The following is a 3,228-nucleotide window of genomic DNA, read 5'->3' on the forward strand; positions in this document are numbered from 1 at the left end:
TGTCCATCAAACGCTTGATGTTCATCGTCGTTTCGCGGCGCAGGTCGCCTTCAATGGTGAAGAGCGCGATCTGATCGCGGATCTTCTCGAGATCGGCGTCGGTCAGATCCTTGATCTTCTTCGAGTACTCGATGCCGCTCGCTTCGCAGATCTTGCGGGCGCGGGTGCGACCGATGCCGAAGATGGCCGTCAGGCCGATTTCAGCGTGCTTGTGCGGCGGAATGTTGATGCCAGCAATACGTGCCATGTGCGTCCTCTTAAATCTCTAACTCAACCCTGGCGCTGCTTGTGGCGCGGATCGGTACAGATCACGCGCACAACACCTTTGCGGCGGATGATCTTGCAATTGCGGCAAATGGTCTTGACCGAAGCCGAAACTCTCATTTCACTCTCCTAAACTCTGTTCAACCCGGCGACTCACTTCGCCCTAAAAACAATGCGCGCCCGGCTCAAGTCATAGGGCGTCAGCTCGACGGTGACCCTGTCACCTGGAAGGATGCGGATGTAGTGCATCCGCATCTTTCCTGAAATATGTCCCAGCACGACGTGTCCATTTTCCAGTTTGACCCGGAAGGTCGCATTCGGAAGGTTCTCCAGAACCTCACCCTGCATCTGGATGACATCGTCCTTCGACATCTCGCTCGCCTGCTAGGAAGTCTTGAAATTGGCCTTCTTTAGCAGGGATTCGTACTGCTGCGACATCATGTAATTCTGCACCTGGGCCATGAAGTCCATAGTGACCACCACGATGATCAGCAGAGAGGTGCCGCCAAAATAGAACGGCACGTTGTACTTCAGGATCAGGAACTCCGGCAGCAGACAGACGAAGGTGATGTACACCGCACCCGCCAGCGTCAGGCGAACCAGGATCTTGTCGATGTAGCGCGCGGTCTGATCACCTGGGCGAATGCCCGGGATGAATGCACCGCTCTTCTTCAGGTTGTCGGCGGTCTCGCGGCTGTTGAACACAAGAGCCGTGTAGAAGAAGCAGAAGAACACGATGGCGGCCGCATAGAGCAGCACGTAGATCGGTTGCCCCGGCGTCAGCGCGCTCGCAATGTCCTTTATCCAGCGCATGCTGTCGCCAGTGCTGAACCAGCTCACCACCGTGGTCGGCAGCAGGATGATCGACGAGGCAAAGATCGGCGGAATCACGCCAGCCATATTGAGCTTCAGCGGCAGGTGGGAAGACTGGCCCCCGTAGACCTTGTTGCCAACCTGCCGGCGCGCATAGTTCACCAGGATCTTGCGCTGGCCGCGTTCCACGAACACCACAAAGTAGGTGACCAGGATCACCACCGCAACGATGAACAGCGCGACGAGCACGTTCATGGCGCCGGTTCGCACCAGCTCAAGCAGGCCGCCGATCGCGCTCGGCAGGCCGGCAGCGATGCCAGCGAAGATCAGGATCGAAATCCCGTTGCCCAGGCCCCGCTCGGTAATCTGCTCGCCAAGCCACATCAGGAACATCGAGCCGGCCGTCAGGCTGACCATCGCCGTGAGGCGGAAGCCGAAGCCGGGCGAGATCACCAGCCCTGCCGAAGATTCCAGCGCGACCGCGATGCTGAAGGACTGGAACAGCGCCAAGCCCAGCGTCCCGTAGCGGGTGTACTGGGTGATCTTGCGCCGACCGGCCTCGCCCTCCTTCTTCAGCTGCTCGAAGGTCGGCACCACGTAAGTCATCAACTGCATGATGATCGACGCGGAAATGTACGGCATGATGCCCAGCGCGAACACGGTGAAGCGCGACAGCGCCCCGCCCGAGAACATGTTGAACAGGCTCAGGATGCCGCCTTGCTGGCCCTGGAACAGCTGCGCCAATTGGTCCGGATTGATGCCCGGCACCGGAATGTGCGCTCCGATGCGATAGACCACGAGGGCGAGCAGCAAGAAGACCAGCCGGCGACGCAGATCGCCGAACTTGCCTGTCTTTGCGAGCGTCGCCGCGTTCGTTGCCACTATGACCCTCTTTCGCTTGCGATCAGGCCACGCTGCCGCCGGCCGCTTCGAGCGCGGCCTTGGCACCGGCGGTTGCGCCGACACCCGTCAGCTTGACAGCCTTCGTTAGCGCGCCCGACTTGATGACCTTCACCACCTTGGCAATCTGGCCTACCAGGCCGGCTTGCTTGAGTGCAAGCAGGTCCACCTCGGCCAGACCCAGCTTCTCAAGCGCCGTCAGCGTCACTTCGGCGTTGTACTTGAGCGATTGCGACTTGAAGCCGCGCTTGGGCAGGCGGCGTTGCAGCGGCATTTGGCCGCCTTCGAAGCCAACCTTGTGAAAGCCGCCCGCGCGGGACTTCTGACCCTTGTGACCGCGACCCGCGGTCTTGCCCAGGCCGGACCCGATGCCGCGGCCGACGCGGCGCTTGGCGTGCTTGGCGCCCGCCGCCGGCTTGATGCCATTGAGTTCCATATGCGTCTCTCTCAGCTACTCTGTTTAGAGCACTTTGACCAGATAACTGATCTTGTTGATCATGCCGCGCACCGCGGGCGTGTCCTGCAGCTCACTCACGCTGTTGAGCTTGCGCAGGCCCAGGCCGCGCACGGTGTCACGATGCGATTGCTTGGTGCCGATCGGGCTCTTGACCAGTTGCACCTTGAGCATTTGTTGTTGCGTCGTCATGTCGATGCTCCCGTTCAGGCGAAGAGTTGCTCGACGGTCAAACCGCGCTTGGCTGCGACTTCCGAAGCCGTTGTCGAGTTGCGCAGACCGTCCAGCGTGGCGCGGACCATGTTGTAGGGGTTCGACGAACCATGGCTCTTGGCCACGATGTCGGTGATGCCCATCACTTCGAACACAGCACGCATCGGCCCGCCAGCGATGATGCCGGTTCCCTTCGGTGCCGGAATCATGACCACCGAGGCAGCACCCCAATGGCCGGTCACGCGGTGGTGCAACGTGCCGTTCTTGATCGAGATTTTCGCGAGATTGCGACGTGCTTCTTCCATCGCCTTTTGCACAGCGGCCGGCACTTCCTTCGACTTGCCTTTGCCCATTCCGACGCGGCCATCACCGTCACCCACCACGGTAAGTGCTGCGAAACCGAGGATTCGACCACCCTTCACCACCTTGGTGACGCGGTTGATCGCGATCATCTTCTCGCGCAGACCATCCTCGGGGCCTTCGCTCTGCGTTCTTGCCTGAATCTTTGCCATGTTGAATCTCGTGTCCGGTTAGAACTGCAGGCCCGCTTCGCGAGCCGCATCGGCCAGCGCCTTGACGCGGCC

Annotated in this window: 7 protein-coding genes; all 7 read right to left on the bottom strand. The window is 60.5% G+C overall.

Translation table 11 applies throughout. From position 1 onward, the window contains the following. On the bottom strand, window positions 1-247 hold a 247-nt coding region (rpsM, locus tag APY03_RS43270; RefSeq protein ID WP_232324158.1), incomplete at its 3' end, for a 30S ribosomal protein S13. A 23-nt stretch (window positions 248-270) separates the two neighbouring features. Continuing rightward, window positions 271-384 (bottom strand): 50S ribosomal protein L36, encoded by a 114-nt coding sequence (gene rpmJ / locus APY03_RS40000; protein WP_038201958.1) that lies wholly within the window; start codon window positions 382-384, stop codon window positions 271-273. Between the two features lie 33 nt (window positions 385-417). Further along, the gene (infA, locus tag APY03_RS05090) at window positions 418-636 is read right to left on the bottom strand and encodes a translation initiation factor IF-1 (protein ID WP_068674565.1); all 219 of its coding nucleotides are present in this window, start codon (window positions 634-636) and stop codon (window positions 418-420) included. Window positions 637-648: 12 nt separating this feature from the next. After that, the gene (gene secY / locus APY03_RS05095; RefSeq protein WP_068674567.1) at window positions 649-1,959 is read right to left on the bottom strand and encodes a preprotein translocase subunit SecY; all 1,311 of its coding nucleotides are present in this window, start codon (window positions 1,957-1,959) and stop codon (window positions 649-651) included. Window positions 1,960-1,981: 22 nt separating this feature from the next. After that, a complete protein-coding gene (gene rplO / locus APY03_RS05100; protein ID WP_068674569.1) occupies window positions 1,982-2,413 on the bottom strand; it encodes a 50S ribosomal protein L15 in 432 nt (143 codons plus the stop codon). A gap of 24 nt (window positions 2,414-2,437) precedes the next feature. Then, window positions 2,438-2,623: a 50S ribosomal protein L30 gene (gene rpmD, locus APY03_RS05105; protein ID WP_068674571.1), complete on the bottom strand. Its 186-nt coding sequence runs from the start codon at window positions 2,621-2,623 to the stop codon at window positions 2,438-2,440. A 14-nt stretch (window positions 2,624-2,637) separates the two neighbouring features. Beyond that, the gene (gene rpsE, locus APY03_RS05110; protein ID WP_068674573.1) at window positions 2,638-3,156 is read right to left on the bottom strand and encodes a 30S ribosomal protein S5; all 519 of its coding nucleotides are present in this window, start codon (window positions 3,154-3,156) and stop codon (window positions 2,638-2,640) included. Window positions 3,157-3,228 lie beyond the last annotated feature (72 nt).

Origin of the sequence: Variovorax sp. WDL1, from assembly GCF_001541225.1 — a bacterium.
Taxonomy (GTDB): domain Bacteria; phylum Pseudomonadota; class Gammaproteobacteria; order Burkholderiales; family Burkholderiaceae_C; genus Variovorax.